Consider the following 15,545-nt stretch of genomic DNA (forward strand, 5'->3'; position numbering starts at 1 on the left):
GTAACTGATAATTTGATGCATGATGTTAATAATGCTTACAATTTAAGTTGTTTTTTTTAATTTAGATTTTTAGGTTGAATTTGTTTTGAAGTTGAAGGTTTTCCACTTGAGCGAATCCACCTTTGGCGGAGAAGTTTGACGTTTTCAATATCCCATTATTCCTATCTCAAAATTTTTACCTTCAACATATCATCCTCTAAAGACACAATTTCGATCTGGTAGGAAGTTTTATCCTCAAGGCTGATCTTCAAGGTTTTGTTGACAGGGTTTGCTTCCCATTTGCCATTAACCGGCACGGTACCTCTGTCGGCCGGATGGATGTTGTGTTGAATAAATTCGCCATTCTCTTTAAAAGTAAATCCGGATCTCCCCCTTGCAGGTGGAAACTCGTAGGTATCCGGCCTGTATGCCTTTACATCTTCCTGATCGTCTTCATGGGAATGTATCCATTTTTTATAAAGGGCTTTATTATCTTCTCCCTTATGAGGGGGATTGGGCGTCTCTACTCTGGCCGTTTTCACTGTTTTATCAGGCGTATCAGATTTTTCTGATTTTTTACATTTGTTACCGCCCAATAACACCAGAACGATAGCTAATATAGATATTAGTCTCATAACAACAGAAAATCTACGAATCATGTATTTTTTATTCATTAGGATATAAATTAATTATTTAACCTGACCCTTTTTTTTTGCTTCCATTTCATCTTTTATTGCAAGCCAGGTTATAGTTATAAACAGTCCTGCAAGACCAAGGAATAATATCGCTAAAAAAACGTATGCTGAAATCATTGCATTAATAAATTAATGTTTCGTTTAGTAGCTAATAACTTATTTGCAAAAAAACGAATAATAATTTGATTTTGCAATTATCTCAACTTTTTCCCCTTCAAATACTCCTTCGCTTCTTTATACAGATCATCTTTTTTGTTTGTTCTTTTCAATAAGATCTTGTAATATATTTTTGCCACCGTCTTTTCATCCTGTTTATCAGCTATTCGGGCAATATGAGCCAGTGAAGAAAGATAATAATGGGAGTCATAAGCTTTGATATTTTCACCAAATACAAAAGCCTTTTTAAAATAATGTTTGGCTTTTTGAAGATCATTGTATTTATACCTGTAAATATGACCGAGAAAATATGCAGCATACCTGCCGCTGATATCTTCATACCCGGGCATGTTTTTATCAATCTTTTCTAATATGCTAAGTGAGATATTTTCCGTTTTTGATTGCTTTCCCTTTACAAATGTTAGTCTTGCATAGAATCTCTGGAAATAAGCATTATCAGGAAATGTTGCTGCCAAATATTCAGAGATCTGGTAGGCAGCATTTGGATCATGTTCTTCGTTGGCGTAGATACGCATCAGATGATATTGGGCCTCAGTTCTGGTGTAAAAGGCGTTTAATGATACCTCACGCAGTTGCTTAAGGCCCAATTCCTTATCTCCACCAGGAAATAATGCAACAATAGGGCGTAACCAAAAATAATTTTCAGGGATCCAAACAGCATAATAATTATAAAGCCCTTCTCCAAATAAAAACTCCGGGCTCAGGTCATTATGCCCCTTACTTTCCTGTAAAAAGTGAAATGCATTTCTGCTGGCAAAAGTGGCTTTTCTCCACATCTTGCGGTCAGAATAAACCCTTGCTTTCATGCCATAAGCGCCCCCCAGGAAAAATGCCGCCTCTATTTTTATACTACCGGAGGAATTTATATATATTTTTTCAGCTTTCATGACCGCAGTGTCCATGTAGGCATGGAAGATGTTATCCAAAGGCCTAAAATCAAAAGTTTCATTATTAAGATTAGGAATGATCTTCCACCATTGGCTTAACCCCAGCAAAAAGTATGGTAATGGATGGTCAGGAAATTTTTGCTTCAGCCAAATAAATTGTTTTTCTGCCTTTTTAAACTTGAAATTATACATATCATTCACTGCCTGGGTAGCATCAATTTGCACGTTCATATCCATGAGGAGCATCTTGTTGCTGTCTGCTTTTACTGATCCTGAGTATCCGGGGGGTAAGGGGGGTAAATTATTAGGAGGAATGATTGTATCAGGGATTGTATCTGTTTGCTGTGCATCAATCTTAGTGGTGTCAGGCCTGTCCCGATCCTTTCGGGGTATGTTAGTGGTGTCAGGTGTTTCCACCTGACACCATACCTTTATAGTAAATACAAAGATCAAAAATGATAAAATGATTTTCATATTTTGAAAATATCAAAATAAAACATTTACATTTGCGCACTCAATTTAGGAACAAAATTACAAATAATCTTTAAACTATTAACATCATGGAAAACATAGCTTATTATCTACCCCTTTTCGGAATACTTGCTTTACTCTATACCCTATGGAAATCAATATGGGTTTCAAAGCAGGATGCAGGCACCGACAAGATGAAAAAAATTGCCGGGCATATTGCCGAAGGCGCCATGGCTTTTCTGAAAGCAGAATACAAAGTGCTTGCCATATTTGTAATATGTGTGGCTGTTTTATTAGGATACGCTGGCAGCGTAAATGAAAATTCTTCCCCTTTAGTTGCGGTCTCATTTATTGTAGGCGCATTTTGTTCGGGATTAGCCGGCATAATTGGTATGAAGGTGGCTACCAAAGCCAATGTGAGGACCGCTAATGCAGCAAGAACCAGCATTGGCAAAGCGCTGGAGGTTGCTTTTGCAGGTGGCTCGGTAATGGGCATGGGAGTGGTTGGCCTGGGTGTTTTGGGGCTGGGCTCATTATTTTTGATCTATAGTAATATTTTTGATGTTGATACTGCAGAAAGCCTCAACGAAAATCTCAACAAGGTCATTACAATCGTTACTGGGTTTTCTTTTGGCGCTTCATCCATTGCTTTATTCGCCCGGGTAGGAGGCGGCATTTATACCAAAGCTGCAGATGTAGGCGCTGACCTTGTGGGCAAAGTTGAAGCAGGTATCCCTGAAGACCACCCATTGAACCCGGCTACCATAGCAGACAATGTTGGCGATAATGTTGGTGATGTTGCCGGCATGGGCGCTGACCTGTTTGAATCTTATGTTGGCTCCATTGTAGCCACCATGGTGCTTGGCGCTGCATTTATGACTGCGGGTTTTGAGGATAGCTTTAATGGCTTATCTGCCGTATTGCTACCGTTAGTGCTGGCAAGTGCAGGCATTATCGTCTCTATTATTGGGACCTTTTTTGTAAAAGTAAAAGAAGGCGGCAGTCCTCAAATGGCTTTAAATATAGGAGAGTTCGGGTCTTCGGTTTTAATGGTCATTGCTTCTTATTTCCTTATCACGTGGATGCTGCCCGAAAAATGGACTTTTAACGATCCGTTATATGGTGTTGAAAGAGTGATAGAGTCTATAGATATTTTTTGGGCAACCATCATTGGTTTGTCTGCCGGGCTTTTGATAGGTATGATCACTGAATATTATACAGGCACCGGCAAAAAGCCCGTTGTTGCCATTGCACGACAATCAGTTACAGGAGCAGCAACAAACATCATTACAGGTATCGGCACAGGCATGATGTCTACTGCGATCCCTGTTTTAATAATAGCCTTTGCGATAATGGGCGCTTTCCATTTTGCAGGTTTGTATGGCATAGCGATCGCTGCGGTAGGAATGTTATCAAATTTGGGGATCCAATTAGCTGTGGATGCTTATGGCCCCATTGCAGACAATTCCGGTGGAATTGCGGAGATGGCAAGCTTGCCCAAAGAAGTGCGGCAAAGGACAGACAAATTAGATGCGGTTGGCAATACCACAGCAGCTATTGGAAAAGGCTTTGCCATTGGTTCTGCAGCATTAACCGCTTTAGCGCTTTTCGGGGCATTTATGACTTCAGCGCATATTCTAACCATTGACATTTCAAAAGCCAATGTGATGGCAGGGCTCTTTATAGGAGGCATGCTGCCCTTCCTGTTTTCATCGCTGGCTATTAATGCAGTAGGAAAAGCTGCAACGGCAATGATCGAAGAAGTGAGAAGACAATTTAAAACGATCCCGGAGCTGGGCGCTGCATTAGATGTGATGAGAAAGAATGAAGGCAAGGAACAAGATCAATGGAGTGAAGAAGATAAAAGAACATTCGAAAATGCGGATGGTAAAGCCCAATACGGACACTGTGTATCCATTTCAACGCAAGCGGCTATCAGGAAGATGATCTTACCCGGTCTTTTAGCTGTTTCTGTTCCTGTTATTGCTGGATTTTTAGGAGGTGCAGAGATGCTGGGCGGATTACTGGCAGGTGTTACTGTTTCGGGCGTGCTGTTAGCCATATTTCAGGCAAATGCAGGTGGGGCCTGGGACAACGCCAAGAAAATGATAGAAGAAGGGATAGAAATTGATGGTGTTATGTACGAAAAAGGTTCAGATGCACACAAAGCGGCTGTAGTAGGTGACACGGTTGGCGATCCTTTAAAAGATACTTCCGGCCCTTCCTTAAATATTTTACTCAAATTAATGGCGGTGATAGCCCTGGTGATTGCACCGCTAATAGCTTTGGAAGATAAAGTTTCTCCTCTTCTACAAGAGAAGGAGTTAAAGAGTGAGTTTAAAGATATACAGGAAATAAAAGGGGTCTGGGAAATTGATCCTGTTCATTCATTTATCAATTTTGAAATACGGCATATTTTGTCAAAGGTAAAAGGTGAGTTTGGTAAATTTTCCGGTGAAATTGATATTCAGGCAGATATTGCAAAGTCTTCTATCTGGCTGCAAATTGATGCTAATTCAATAAACACACACATTGAAAAAAGGGATAATCATTTAAGGTCATCGGATTTCTTTGATACTGAAAAATATCCCACCATTACATTTAAGTCTGATAGTCTGCAAAAAACTGATGAAGGATATTTAGCAATAGGAAAACTAACTGTTAAGGATGTTAGCCAGGATGTTATATTTGTTTTCAGGTATCTGGGCTATCAGGTTTTGGGCGAAGAAGATGAGCAATGGACAGTAGCAGCATTGGAAGGAGAACTTTTAATTAACCGGAGTGATTTTGGTATAGGAAAATATAAGATAGGGTCAATAGTTGGAGATGAAGTCAGTATTCAATTTTCAATTGAAGCAAATCCTCAGGAAACCGGGGAGGAGGAGTAAGTACTGGGAGTTAGTCACTGACGATTATAAGAGTCATAAACATTGATAGTGGATGTTGGATGTAGGAAACATTTCGCTCCTAACGGAGCGATAACATTCTGTTAATCATTTTTTGTACCAATATTTAACTCCTACGGAGTTTATTTAAATTGGTAGAACTAAATAACAGCCCCAGGGAGCTAAATATTGGTAAACTGGTAGAAAACAACCCCAGCGGGACTAAATACTGGTAAACTAAATAAAAAAAGAGAACAGCCCCGTAGGGGCTACACATTGGTAAAAACTACAATCAAACACAAAATCATCGCTCCGTTAGGAGCGAAACATAAATACAAACAACATCAATATCTAAAACATCATGGCAAACACATACACACAAATCTCCATTCAATTAGTGTTTGCGGTAAAATACCGCCAGGCATTGATTACACCTGATTTTAAGGTGACATTACATAAATACATATCAGGTATTTTAAGAAATCAAGACCAAAAATTGTTAGCTATCAATGGTATGCCGGACCATATCCATATATTTTTTGGTATGAGGGCAGACAGTAACTTATCTGATTTAGTAAGAGATATTAAATCGGATTCGTCAACATTTGTTAACGAAAAAAAATTAAGCAAGCACAAATTTCGCTGGCAGGATGGATTTGGCGCATTTTCTTACAGCAAATCACAAAGAGACAGTGTTATAAAATACATTTTAAATCAAGAGCAGCACCACGCTAAAAAGACATTCCGGGAAGAATATTTTGAATTTCTGAAAGAATTTGATGTTGAATATGATGAGAGGTATGTTTTTGAATTTTTTGATTGACTGCAAAAGTGATAGGTTGGCTTATATTTCGCTCCTAACGGAGCGAGAGCATTGTGGTTATCATTTTTTTTACTAATATGCAACTCCTACGGAGTTTTTTGCAGTCCCGTAGGGGCTATAAAACAACATCCAACCAAGCCCTGTAGGGGCTAAATATTGGTAAATTACAACCAAACACAAAACCATCGCTCCGTTAGGAGCGAAACATATCCAGTATCCAACATCCAATATAAAACACACAGAACCCAGTCTCCAGCAACCAGCAAAAAATGATCAAAGTAAAAGACAAACATTTTGAAAAGTTTATAGCTCACGGAGAGATCATAAAAAAAGTCCGGATAATTGGTGAGAAGATCAATGAAGATTATAAGGGTAAAATGCCATTATTCATACCTGTACTTAACGGGGCGTTCATCTTTGCAGCAGACCTGATACAACAAATTAATATCCCAACCCAGCTTTCTTTTATTAAGCTTTCTTCTTACCGGGGTGTGAGCACAAGTGGTAGCGCTAAAGAATTGATCGGTTTAAATGAAGATATAAAGCACAGAGACATAATAATCATTGAAGACATTGTAGATACGGGCATTACAATTGATCAGATTTTGACAGAATTACATAAATTAAAGCCCCGTTCTATTGAAGTGACTGCTTTATTGATCAAGCGTGAAGCTTTACAGAAAAAAGTGGATATAAAATACTTCGGCTTTGAAATTCCCGATAAATTTGTGGTAGGATATGGGTTGGATTATGATGGGTACGGGAGGAATTTTAGGGATATTTATCAGTTGGTGGATCAATGATTGTTGTTGGGTTCTGGGTACTGGGTAGGAGATACTCCGATTTCTCGTTTCACATCTTTGTCAAACGAGACATAATACTGATTTTCATTAAGACCATATTTATCTGACTGATTTAAGCCAGCCAACTAAAAGCCCACCTAAAAAAAATAAAGAGGGCATAAGATTGAAATTTTACCCTTATACCCCCATAAATAATGTTACAAATAATTGTCCGTTTGTTTACCAAGTATAAGTTACGTGTAGAGTTACATCTATTTGCGCAGTTAAATTGTCAACTCTTATTGTTGATGGGAAACCATTGCCAGATGTGTATGGAACAAATTCTAACCCTCCCATATAATCATCAGGAGCACAAACGCCAGTATCATCGTCAAACAAATCCACAGCATAAGTTCCTGTTGGATTATTAATTGTAATTGGCAAACCTAATGTATAGGTTTTTTGAGTACCAGGAACGACATCTGAATATGTGCCAGACGTATAGATATAGCTACTACCATTCCATAATCCAATAGATATATCAGGATTTGCACCACCGCATAACGCACCATCCCAATCACTGCCATTATCAAGTGGTGGAAACTGATCCATTACAACCTTTGTTAAAGTTATCGTGGTTGGGGTAACCTCTGTACCACAAAATGTACCACTGAACCCTGCTGGACATTTACAAGTTCCTTCGTTACATGTGCCACTATTTTGACAAGTAACACCTTCACAAGGATCCTTTTTACATCCTGTAAATGCCAACACTCCCATTAGCATCAGAACAGCGAAAAATAAACTTTTTGTTTTCATAATTTTGATTGTTTTGTTGCCTGAGGTTCTAAAGGCAGGTTAATAAATGAACTTTGAAAATTGGCAACAAAAAAGGGCATGAACCTCATGCAAATTTTCAGTCTAGGATTGGTACGACCAAGCACCAGCACAGAGCTGAAATAAGCAATAAGTAACACACCCTTGCGGGTGCATTGCCTTTGCTATTTCTCTCTGTGCAGAATATACTATGGTCGTTTTATCTTAGAGGAAACGTAAGCAACACTACTTTTTTGTTATGTCTTTTTCCTTTTTACTCTATATTTTTTTTGTTTTAGTTCGGTGCAAATATAATTATTTTTTCAATTTCTAATTAATTTTATATTTTTTTTTATATTTGTTATGTAATATTGAGTCCACTCTAATAAGTCCAAAAAATAAAAATGCCACCAAATCACCAAAGCACTAAATCCCACAAAACCCTGAAAATCAATTAGTTAATTTTTAGTGGGATTTTGTGTTTTTGTGCTTTTGTGGCAAAAAAGACTTTTTAGAGTGGACTCAGCTTTAAAAAGAAAAATGACAAATAAATCTTTAGTTCAGGTGTAAATTTTGGTTGAAAGAATCCCCACTTTTTGTTGCTTATTTGTTAAAAACCTGCTAATTATTATTTTCATTTGTGGACAAAAAATAATGAATATGAACTAAAGAATTATATAAAATGTTGTAATTTTGAATTTTGGACTAAAAAACAAAATAAAAAATGCTTGCAATCAAAGGTATTTATGACGGCAAAACTATTAGACCGTTGGAAAAGCTCCCCAAAAACAGAAAATATAAAGTTATCATAACTTTCATTGAAGAAGTTAATGAAATAGAACAACTAAGAAACTTTTCTGCTCAAACTAATTCTTTTACTTTTTGGAAAAATGAAAAAGAAGACTTATATCAAGACTACCTGACTAAAAGCAAATAATGAAAACAGGTGATATCATCCTTATTCCCTTTCCTTTTGCCCAATCGACAAATGTAAAAGTAAGACCAGCAATCGTAATTGCCCAAACAAAAGATAAGTTTAAAGACATTATTTTAGCTGCAATTAGTTCGGTTATTCCAAAAACAATATCAGGGAATGAAATTATAATTGAACCCAACGAAACAAATAAGTTAAGGACAAAATCAGTTATCAAGGTGGACAGAATAGTAACTTTGAAAAAAGGGGACATGATAGCGCAACTTGGAAAACTCTCAAAATCTGAATTGATAACATTCAAAAATATTTTTCAAAATTTGGTAAAATAAGACGCTTTGTAGATACGGGCATTACAATTGATCAAATTTTGACAGAATTAAATAAATTAAAGCCCCGTTCTATTGAAGTGACTGCTTTATTGATCAAGCGTGAAGCTTTACAGAAAAAAGTGGATATAAAATATTTCGGCTTTGAAATTCCTGATAAATTTGTGGTAGGATATGGGTTGGATTATGATGGGTACGGGAGGAATTTTAGGGACATATATCAATTAATTTAATAGGTTTGTCTGGTTAAAATTATATTTTTTTGTATCAATTGATGATGACTAATGACGATGAAGATGACGATGACCATGACAATAAACAATGAATTTTATTTTGTATATTTGCAAATGCCGAAGATATTAGAGTATGGTAAATTTGTATTTGGTATCTTTTCCGCAGACAAGCGTAAAGTGCGCGGAAAACCCGAGCCAAAACATATTCATGTATTAAGTAAAAAAAGAGGCAGGGTATCATTTACAAAAATATGGTTAGAGCCGCAAATTAAAGTTGATGATATTCGAATGGGGGATTTTACGGAACAAGAGCTGAATAAAATAATAAAACTTTTAGAGAGAGATGATGTCAGGGATTTTATAGATGATGGATTAAATAATTTTTATAATGATCTGAAAGTAAAATTTAAAAAATTCAAATAATGGAAGGAATTATAGATATTAAACCGGTAATCAGTAACATAAAATTTACCACTAAGGGTAAAATGGATGTTTGTTTGCAGGACGGAAGGATTATCGTTGTACCCCTGAAGTATTTTCCCAGTATACAGAAACTTAACGCAAACCAAAGAAAGAGATTACAAATAATAGATGATGTTGCATTTACTTTCATTGATTCTCCTGAATTGTATCATATAGAAGAAATCCTGGGTGATTACAATAATTATGAATACGATTTTTAATTTTTTGAAGTATCAATAATTTTCGTTCGTTTTAAAAGCGCAACAATCTTATCCATCCGAATGACGAAAACTTAAATATAGTTAATGTCTAAAAGTCATAGTCTATAGTCATTGTCATAGTAAATGCAAGATACAGAAATATTTCGAGATTAGAAGTTGTATTTAACTTTTTGTTTCAGGCGAAAGAAACGATGTTCTTAAACCCGCACTTTCTTTACTCCCAACCCAGAAAAAATGGATATAAAATTTGTATAAATAAAAGTATAATCATACCTTTATATTATAGTTGAACTCAACCTTACCTTTTAAATTTGAAAGAGTACAGAAAAAATTATCATATGAAAAAGATAGAATTAAAATTTATCAATAAAAACTTTTTACTATTAATTATACTCTTAATGACAATATCGACTAATTTGATAGGGCAATCGAATTCTGCATGGTTAGGTAATTATTATGGAAAAGAAAAATGTAGTCAGGGAAGAAATAAAAATCAATGGTCAAATCCATATAATATTAAAATTTTATCAATAGGTAATCAATATTTCATTGAAGGAATTTATTTTCAAGCAAGAAAGAAAATTAAAATAAAAATTTTAGGAAATGTTTTTAACATTCCTAAACAAAATTTAGGAGTAGGTTTCGTAATTACTGGAAAAGGTGTGAAAGATAACAATTTACTAACTATGGATTACACTGTTGTTATTGATATGAGCTCTATAGGAAAAGAAGACGTCATAAATAATTGTACTGCTGTATTTTTAAAAGGGGATTATGTCAAAAAATGGACTTCAAAAAATGAAGAAGAAATAAATAGAAAAATTCAAGGAAATATGAGAAAGGAAAAAGAAAAACAAAAAAAATTAGAGGAAGAAAGGAGAAAAAAAGAAAAAGAAAACTTAATAAAGGCAAGAGAATTAGTACAAGAAGGCGATAATCTTATGAGTAATAAGGATTGGGAAAAAGCTATTGATAAATACGAAAATGCAATTCGTACTGATATAACTGATTCAGTTGATAGTGAATGTGGGGTAAAAATGGGAAAAGCATATTTAAATTTAGGTGACGAATATCTGAACAAAAAAGATTACAAACTTGCCATCTATAATTATCAAAAAGCGAGTAAGTTCGACAAAACATTATTAGGTTTTACAAATGAGAAAATGAGTAAATTAAAGCGAAACCCTATCTCAAATAGTATCAGCTCACTAATTCCCGGACTTGGGCAAATTAGAAATAAAAACTATTTAAAAGGAGGGATATTACTTGGACTTGTTTCATCCACTTCATATTTAAGCTATAACTTCAAAAAAAAAGGAGATGCAACATATGAAGAATATAAAGATGCTACTGATGTTGACCAAATAATTGAACTCTATGATCAAGCCGAAGCATATAGAAAAAAGAGCGTTTTATTCGGGACTATAGCCAGTTTGTCTATGATATATGGACTAATAGATGCTTATGTTATAGCAGATAATTATAATAAATCATTAGGGATAAAGAATATAGTTTCAATTTATCCAAGTTTTAACGGAGAAACTGTAACCGTCTCAATTTCATTAAAATTTTAGTTATGAAAAATTATGTAACAATTTCAATATTACTCCTTTTGTGTGTTGTTAGTTGCACTAAATATGAACGTGTAAATCCACTTGACCCATATAAGGAAACCCCAGAGAAGGAATCAGAACCAGATATAATTGTTGAATTTATTGAAATAAAAGAGCATTCAACGACAAGCCCATATGAAAGGCTCTTTTATTTATACCCAACAATTAAAAATATAGGTGGAGCAACTAAAGATGTTAACGGATATATTACTGAAAATGATACCTTAATTGATTTTATAACAAATAATGTTATTTGTAGTGGTTTGTTTACTGATGATACAGAAATTAGAAAAGATCAGACAAAAAAGTTTTATTATGGATTTGAATTTAGTTTATCAATTTATCCTGTAAATCCTCAAATGCCATATAGTTTTGATATAATACTCACGTTAACAGATTATAAAGGTAGTACTTGGACACAAGCAGAAAAAATAACAATAGACTAATTCAAATTTATAAATATGGAACAAATATTAAATAATATCAAAAACAAAATTATTGACATTGCATTAAGAGAGGATGAAATCCTTAAAGGTTTAGGAAAAGGGATTTTCTATATGCCTGAACTTGCTTTTGTCTATACTGTTGGAAAAGAAATATCTCTAAATGGAGCAAAAATATTTAATGGAAGAGAATTCGAGTGGATTAGAGAATCAAAGGTATCAATACCAGGACGAAGCACAACAGAGATTTTTGACTTAATTTTTGAGGTTGGTAAAAAAGAAAAAAACGAGATCATAGTGATTGAATTTAAAATGCGGGATAAGGATTATAAATATAAAAGTGACATTGAAAAATTACACAAACTACCAAGTGATTATTTTAAAGTATTTTGCGCATTAGAAGATGTTTTTGAAAAAGACCAAAACAATGGTAGTCGAATGACAAGAATAGTTAGCAATTCCGAAATAAAGATGAAAAGAATAGGTGAACTGTTCACATTTCCTACATGGTCAGAACACTATAAAAATAAAATGCTTTGCTTTGTTGAAATTTGGCAAGTATTTTAAAAGAATCACATAACGAGAAAATTTAAAAGACAAGGTACAGTAGCTAACTTTGGGCATACAATATGCGGGGGAATATGCAAGCCGAAAGTTCATCGCTTTTCTCTATCTTTGTCGTAGCGGGACAGAAACAAGCGCAGAAACCCCGCACGTTTTTTAGCCTTATTCGTCATAGTCATTGTCATAGTCAATGTCATAGTTAGAGTGATAAAATTGTAATTAGATCAATAGAATTTAAAAAAATGTTAAATATTGTACTCTTCGGCCCTCCCGGTTCAGGTAAAGGAACTCAAATCAAGAGAATTATCAGTAAATATAATTTAAAAATTTTACAACATCAGCTAAATGCAAAAAGAACAGATACAGGAGCTTTTTCGTCAGTTTGAAAACATTGCTACCTCTACAACGGCATTGAGTGCTGGAGTGCAAGGGAATTGCAGCAATTGCTCGGATACAGTAAATGGGACAATTTCTTAAAGGTAATTGAGAAAGCCAAAAAAGCGGCAGAAAACGCAGAAATAAAGATTTCCGACCATTTTGCCGGTATCGGGAAAATGGTTGAGCTTGGCAGCGGGTCGAAAAGGGAAATACCTGATATGGCGCTGACCCGTTATGCCTGCTACCTGATAGCTCAAAACGGTGATGCATCCAAGTCGGAAATTGCCTTTGCCCAAACTTATTTTGCCGTTCAAACCCGCAAACAGGAATTGATAGAACAACGCTTGCTTGACAGTGAAGAAAAGAAAATAACCAGGGAAGCAAAAAAAATTAAGCAATGGCAAAAAGGATAAATAATCAATATTTTAAAAAATGTTAAACATAGTCTTATTCGGCCCTCCCGGTTCAGGCAAAGGGACTCAAAGCGAGAGAATTATCAGTAAATATAATTTATTACATCTTTCCACCGGAGATCTGCTGCGTGGGGAAATTGCCAATGGGACGCCATTAGGCAAAAGAGCCAAGGGATATATGGATAAAGGCAAATTGGCGCCCGATGAAGTGGTAATCGGTATGATAGATAATAAACTGAAAGAGAATAAAGCAGCAAAAGGCTTTATCTTTGATGGTTTTCCCAGAACCGTTACCCAGGCCGAAGCTCTTGATGAACTTTTGCAAAAGAATAATACGACAATCAGCGGCATGATCGCATTACAGGTTGATGAAAAAGAGCTTACAAAAAGATTGCTATTGAGAGGAAAAACTTCAGGTCGCGCAGATGACCAGGATGAATCGTTGATCAGAAAAAGAGTGCAGGAATATGAAAGCAAAACCGCCCCCGTAGCTGCTTATTATGACAGGAAAGGGAAATATACGCCTATCAATGGAATTGGGAAGATTGAAGATATTTTTGAAAATATTTGTAAAGAGATAGATAAAAGAGTATGGCGCATGGCGCAGGGCCCCGCCAACTGGCGGGGTTCACCACGCTAAAGCTCCTTTCGCTATGTGCCATGCTCATTTACAATTAAAATGCCTTCTCAAAATTTCATAGACCATGTAAAGATACATTGCCGCTCTGGTGCAGGTGGTCCGGGTGCCGTGCATTTCAGGCGCGAAAAGTTTGTGGCAAAAGGTGGGCCTGATGGAGGAGATGGAGGCAGGGGAGGGCACATTATACTGAAAGGCAATTCCCAGCTTTGGACATTGCTGCATCTCAAATACCGTAAGCATGTCATAGCAAAAGCCGGTTTGCCCGGTGAGGGAGGATGCAGATCGGGCGCTCAAGGCGAAGATGTTATTTTAGACGTACCGGTTGGAACTATCGCTAAAGATGCTGAAAGAGGTGAAATAAAGGGAGACATAACTCAAAACAGGCAGGAAATGGTTATCACTCCAGGGGGAAGAGGTGGTCTGGGGAATGCTCATTTCAAAACATCTACCAACCAAACTCCCCGGTATGCTCAACCTGGCGAACCTGGGATTGAAGAATGGATAGTCCTTGAATTAAAGCTTTTGGCTGACGTTGGCCTGGTTGGTTTTCCGAATGCAGGCAAATCAACTTTGTTATCGGTAGTTTCGGCTGCCAGGCCAAAAATTGCCGATTATCCTTTTACTACGCTTGTTCCTAACCTGGGTGTGGTTGGCTATAAAGATCTCAGGTCTTTTGTAATGGCAGATATTCCCGGGATCATTGAAGGCGCTTCTGAGGGAAAAGGTATCGGCTTGAGGTTTTTAAGACATATTGAAAGAAATGCTGTTTTACTGTTTCTGGTACCTGCTGATAGTAATGATATTTATAGGGAATATGACATCCTGCTTGGAGAATTAAAAAAATATAACCCGGAACTTCTCAATAAAAAAAGGATATTGGCTATATCAAAATCTGATCTTTTAGATGATGAATTGAAGCAAGCGATTGAAAAAGAACTTCCTGCAAATGTTCAGCATACTTATATTTCATCCGTTACAGGGGATGGGATTGAGAAGTTAAAAGATGTATTGTGGGGAGCAACAAATGATTCTGAGTAAATATAACGATTTTTATATAAGACATTTTGTCATACTTTTACCTTTGGCAAATTATTTGAAATACTAATTAATAAAATGCTAATCCCGAGTACTCGGGATTAGCATTATACCTTAAAATGAAGTTTGATAAAAAAGTGAATAACAAGACTAAGAATACCCGGTCAAAAGAGGGGGGTCTGTCTGACAAACATTCAGCCAAGATCCAAAAGCTGAATAAGGAATTAAAGGAACAAAAGGAAAAATACCTGAGGCTCTATTCCGATTTTGAAAATTTCAGACGCAGAACGGCAAAAGAAAGATTGGATTTAATAATGCAAGCTAATGAGGCTTTAGTAATTTCACTCTTACCCGTAATAGATGATTTTGAAAGAGCCCGATCTTCAATAGATAAGTCAAATGATATTGAGTCTGTTAAAGATGGTATAAAACTTATTAATAGCAACTTTATAAATATCCTTACACAAAAGGGGTTGAAACCTATGGAGGCAATCGGAGAGGAGTTTAACATGGACCTGCATGAAGCTATTTCAAAGATCCCGGCACCTGGTAAAAATAAGAAGGGGAAAGTAATAGATGAGGTTGAAAAAGGGTATTTTTTGAATGATAAGGTTATAAGGTTTGCTAAGGTGGTTATCGGAGATTAAAAGAAGGAAATAGGGAAATAAGGAAGTATATTTGCATCGCGTTTATTAGTGCTTGTCTATAATGTCAAAAATATTCGTTAATGAAAATCCAAAGTTTCAACATTAAGTCGGCAGTTGGCAG

General features: G+C 35.9%; 17 protein-coding genes and 2 pseudogenes. 16 read left to right on the top strand and 3 right to left on the bottom strand.

What is annotated here, in order from left to right:
* Nucleotides 1-161: 161 nt before the first annotated feature.
* The gene (locus FVQ77_15520) at nt 162-653 is read right to left on the bottom strand and encodes a hypothetical protein (protein MBW8051714.1); all 492 of its coding nucleotides are present in this window, start codon (nt 651-653) and stop codon (nt 162-164) included.
* A 215-nt stretch (nt 654-868) separates the two neighbouring features.
* The gene (locus FVQ77_15525; protein ID MBW8051715.1) at nt 869-2,212 is read right to left on the bottom strand and encodes a tol-pal system protein YbgF; all 1,344 of its coding nucleotides are present in this window, start codon (nt 2,210-2,212) and stop codon (nt 869-871) included.
* Between the two features lie 86 nt (nt 2,213-2,298).
* On the opposite strand from FVQ77_15525, the gene FVQ77_15530 reads away from it, so the two are divergent.
* From FVQ77_15530 to hpt, 3 genes are all read left to right on the top strand, one after another.
* A complete protein-coding gene (locus FVQ77_15530) occupies nt 2,299-5,097 on the top strand; it encodes a sodium-translocating pyrophosphatase (protein ID MBW8051716.1) in 2,799 nt (932 codons plus the stop codon).
* 358 nt (nt 5,098-5,455) lie between these two features.
* A complete protein-coding gene (gene tnpA / locus FVQ77_15535; protein MBW8051717.1) occupies nt 5,456-5,917 on the top strand; it encodes an IS200/IS605 family transposase in 462 nt (153 codons plus the stop codon).
* A 269-nt stretch (nt 5,918-6,186) separates the two neighbouring features.
* Nucleotides 6,187-6,720 carry a hypoxanthine phosphoribosyltransferase gene (hpt, locus tag FVQ77_15540; GenBank protein ID MBW8051718.1) on the top strand — a complete coding sequence of 178 codons (534 nt, stop codon included), beginning with the start codon at nt 6,187-6,189 and terminating at the stop codon, nt 6,718-6,720.
* 219 nt (nt 6,721-6,939) lie between these two features.
* Here hpt and FVQ77_15545 read toward each other — a convergent pair whose 3' ends face one another.
* Entirely contained in the window at nt 6,940-7,518 is a 579-nt protein-coding gene (locus FVQ77_15545) for a hypothetical protein (protein MBW8051719.1), read from the bottom strand.
* 721 nt (nt 7,519-8,239) lie between these two features.
* On the opposite strand from FVQ77_15545, the gene FVQ77_15550 reads away from it, so the two are divergent.
* The 13 genes and pseudogenes from FVQ77_15550 to FVQ77_15610 all read left to right on the top strand — a co-directional run bounded on the left by FVQ77_15550 (nt 8,240) and on the right by FVQ77_15610 (nt 15,424).
* Nucleotides 8,240-8,452, top strand: a complete 213-nt coding sequence (locus FVQ77_15550; GenBank protein ID MBW8051720.1) for a hypothetical protein — start codon at nt 8,240-8,242, stop codon at nt 8,450-8,452.
* On the top strand, nt 8,452-8,778 hold the full coding sequence (locus FVQ77_15555; GenBank protein MBW8051721.1) for a type II toxin-antitoxin system PemK/MazF family toxin: 327 nt from the start codon (nt 8,452-8,454) through the stop codon (nt 8,776-8,778). Before FVQ77_15550 ends, FVQ77_15555 begins: the two co-directional genes overlap by 1 nt.
* A gap of 38 nt (nt 8,779-8,816) precedes the next feature.
* Nucleotides 8,817-9,008, top strand: coding sequence for a hypothetical protein (locus FVQ77_15560; protein MBW8051722.1), 192 nt, complete (start codon nt 8,817-8,819; stop codon nt 9,006-9,008).
* A gap of 114 nt (nt 9,009-9,122) precedes the next feature.
* The gene (locus tag FVQ77_15565; GenBank protein ID MBW8051723.1) at nt 9,123-9,431 is read left to right on the top strand and encodes a hypothetical protein; all 309 of its coding nucleotides are present in this window, start codon (nt 9,123-9,125) and stop codon (nt 9,429-9,431) included.
* Nucleotides 9,431-9,691, top strand: coding sequence for a hypothetical protein (locus FVQ77_15570; protein MBW8051724.1), 261 nt, complete (start codon nt 9,431-9,433; stop codon nt 9,689-9,691). Before FVQ77_15565 ends, FVQ77_15570 begins: the two co-directional genes overlap by 1 nt.
* Before the next feature lie 338 nt (nt 9,692-10,029).
* On the top strand, nt 10,030-11,265 hold the full coding sequence (locus tag FVQ77_15575) for a hypothetical protein (protein MBW8051725.1): 1,236 nt from the start codon (nt 10,030-10,032) through the stop codon (nt 11,263-11,265).
* 2 nt (nt 11,266-11,267) lie between these two features.
* Entirely contained in the window at nt 11,268-11,750 is a 483-nt protein-coding gene (locus tag FVQ77_15580; protein ID MBW8051726.1) for a hypothetical protein, read from the top strand.
* A gap of 15 nt (nt 11,751-11,765) precedes the next feature.
* Entirely contained in the window at nt 11,766-12,314 is a 549-nt protein-coding gene (locus tag FVQ77_15585; protein MBW8051727.1) for a hypothetical protein, read from the top strand.
* 239 nt (nt 12,315-12,553) lie between these two features.
* A pseudogene (locus FVQ77_15590) lies at nt 12,554-12,637 on the top strand (adenylate kinase).
* A 19-nt stretch (nt 12,638-12,656) separates the two neighbouring features.
* Nucleotides 12,657-13,102, top strand: a pseudogene (locus FVQ77_15595) (hypothetical protein).
* Nucleotides 13,103-13,121: 19 nt separating this feature from the next.
* Entirely contained in the window at nt 13,122-13,742 is a 621-nt protein-coding gene (locus FVQ77_15600; protein MBW8051728.1) for an adenylate kinase, read from the top strand.
* A gap of 39 nt (nt 13,743-13,781) precedes the next feature.
* Entirely contained in the window at nt 13,782-14,780 is a 999-nt protein-coding gene (gene obgE / locus FVQ77_15605; GenBank protein MBW8051729.1) for a GTPase ObgE, read from the top strand.
* Nucleotides 14,781-14,896: 116 nt separating this feature from the next.
* Nucleotides 14,897-15,424, top strand: a complete 528-nt coding sequence (locus FVQ77_15610; protein ID MBW8051730.1) for a nucleotide exchange factor GrpE — start codon at nt 14,897-14,899, stop codon at nt 15,422-15,424.
* Nucleotides 15,425-15,545 lie beyond the last annotated feature (121 nt).

Source organism: Cytophagales bacterium (assembly GCA_019456305.1).
Lineage (GTDB): Bacteria > Bacteroidota > Bacteroidia > Cytophagales > VRUD01 > VRUD01.

Coding starts and splice junctions, on each gene's coding strand:
- FVQ77_15520 (MBW8051714.1), bottom strand. CDS start 653: ATGAATAAAAAATACATGATTCGTAGATTTTCTGTTGTTATGAGACTA.
- FVQ77_15525 (MBW8051715.1), bottom strand. CDS start 2,212: ATGAAAATCATTTTATCATTTTTGATCTTTGTATTTACTATAAAGGTA.
- FVQ77_15530 (MBW8051716.1), top strand. CDS start 2,299: ATGGAAAACATAGCTTATTATCTACCCCTTTTCGGAATACTTGCTTTA.
- tnpA (MBW8051717.1), top strand. CDS start 5,456: ATGGCAAACACATACACACAAATCTCCATTCAATTAGTGTTTGCGGTA.
- hpt (MBW8051718.1), top strand. CDS start 6,187: ATGATCAAAGTAAAAGACAAACATTTTGAAAAGTTTATAGCTCACGGA.
- FVQ77_15545 (MBW8051719.1), bottom strand. CDS start 7,518: ATGAAAACAAAAAGTTTATTTTTCGCTGTTCTGATGCTAATGGGAGTG.
- FVQ77_15550 (MBW8051720.1), top strand. CDS start 8,240: ATGCTTGCAATCAAAGGTATTTATGACGGCAAAACTATTAGACCGTTG.
- FVQ77_15555 (MBW8051721.1), top strand. CDS start 8,452: ATGAAAACAGGTGATATCATCCTTATTCCCTTTCCTTTTGCCCAATCG.
- FVQ77_15565 (MBW8051723.1), top strand. CDS start 9,123: ATGCCGAAGATATTAGAGTATGGTAAATTTGTATTTGGTATCTTTTCC.
- FVQ77_15570 (MBW8051724.1), top strand. CDS start 9,431: ATGGAAGGAATTATAGATATTAAACCGGTAATCAGTAACATAAAATTT.
- FVQ77_15575 (MBW8051725.1), top strand. CDS start 10,030: ATGAAAAAGATAGAATTAAAATTTATCAATAAAAACTTTTTACTATTA.
- FVQ77_15580 (MBW8051726.1), top strand. CDS start 11,268: ATGAAAAATTATGTAACAATTTCAATATTACTCCTTTTGTGTGTTGTT.
- FVQ77_15585 (MBW8051727.1), top strand. CDS start 11,766: ATGGAACAAATATTAAATAATATCAAAAACAAAATTATTGACATTGCA.
- FVQ77_15600 (MBW8051728.1), top strand. CDS start 13,122: ATGTTAAACATAGTCTTATTCGGCCCTCCCGGTTCAGGCAAAGGGACT.
- obgE (MBW8051729.1), top strand. CDS start 13,782: ATGCCTTCTCAAAATTTCATAGACCATGTAAAGATACATTGCCGCTCT.
- FVQ77_15610 (MBW8051730.1), top strand. CDS start 14,897: ATGAAGTTTGATAAAAAAGTGAATAACAAGACTAAGAATACCCGGTCA.